The following is a 779-nucleotide window of genomic DNA, read 5'->3' on the forward strand; positions in this document are numbered from 1 at the left end:
GTCAGCGCGCCCGCCGGATGGCCGGTGACCGCCCAGCCGGCCAGGAAGGTCAGGGCGGCGATACCGAGCACCACCGGCACGAAGACGGCGGAGACCCGATCCACCAGATGCTGGACCGGATCCTTGCTGCCCTGGGCCTGCTGGACCATGCGGACGATGCGGGCGAGCGTGGTGTCGGCGCCGACCCGCCGGGCCCGGACGCGCAGCACGCCGTCGCGATTGATCGTGGCGCCGAACACCGGGTCGCCCGCGCCCTTGCCGACCGGCACGGCCTCGCCGGTCAGCATGGATTCGTCGATGTCGGAGCTGCCTTGCAGGATGGTGCCGTCCACCGGGACGCTTTCGCCCGGGCGGACGATGAAGACGTCGCCGACATGCAGGCTGCCGGCCGGCCGGTCCTGGATCGTGCCGTCGATGTCGAGATGGGCGATCTGCGGCTGCAGGCGCATCAGGCTTTCCACGCCCGCGCGCGTGCGGTCGCGGGCGCGGGTTTCGAGCAGCCGGCCCAGCAGGACCAGGGTGATGACCGTGGCGCCGGACTCGAAATAAAGCGGTCCGGCATGGCCCAGCAGCAGGGTGGCGGTGCTGGCCAGCCAGGCGACGCTGGTGCCCATGACGACCAGCACGTCCATGTTGGCGCCGCCGCCGCGCAGCGCGTTCCAGGCATGGCGGTAGAAATCGCGGCCGCAGATGCCCTGCACCAGGGTCGCCAGCACCCATTGCGCCGGGGGCGGCAGCAGGTCGGGCCGGCCGGCGAACATGGCCCCCATGCCGGCCAG

1 protein-coding gene is annotated in these 779 nt (G+C 72.4%); it reads right to left on the reverse strand.

Annotation, left to right across the window (positions count from 1 at the left end; genetic code table 11):
* A partial coding sequence (locus HUK84_RS21050) for an HAD-IC family P-type ATPase (protein ID WP_374729405.1) occupies nt 1-761 on the reverse strand: 761 nt, incomplete at its 3' end.
* Nucleotides 762-779: the final 18 nt, after the last annotated feature.

Source organism: Nguyenibacter vanlangensis, assembly GCF_013376155.1.
GTDB lineage: Bacteria > Pseudomonadota > Alphaproteobacteria > Acetobacterales > Acetobacteraceae > Gluconacetobacter > Gluconacetobacter vanlangensis.